A 260-nucleotide genomic window follows, 5' to 3' on the forward strand; every position below is an offset into this window, starting at 1 on the left:
TATCAGCAGCCTTTGATGAATTTTCTTCAAATACTGAACTATCTGCTGAAAACCTGAAAAACATTCAGGTACTGAAGGAGAGCGAGAAAAACGAAACGATCCTTGGGATGCTTGATGTGTTTGTTTTAGAATACCAGAATCGCCTTGATCAGATTGCTGCGGCAAGTTCTTCACTTGGAGTGACTGATGTCTCTGGGGGAGCTTTGGCTCCAGGAACCGCTTCGAAGGACTCTTCATATCAAAAGGAAATTGATCTGTAC

The 260-nt window shown here is 42.7% G+C and carries 1 protein-coding gene; it reads left to right on the forward strand.

Annotation, left to right across the window (positions count from 1 at the left end; all coding sequences use genetic code 11):
• Positions 1 to 260: hypothetical protein (locus C161_RS32670; RefSeq protein ID WP_036674314.1), on the forward strand; the 260-nt coding region annotated here is incomplete at both ends.

The organism is Paenibacillus sp. FSL R5-192 (assembly GCF_000517845.1).
Lineage (GTDB): Bacteria > Bacillota > Bacilli > Paenibacillales > Paenibacillaceae > Paenibacillus > Paenibacillus amylolyticus.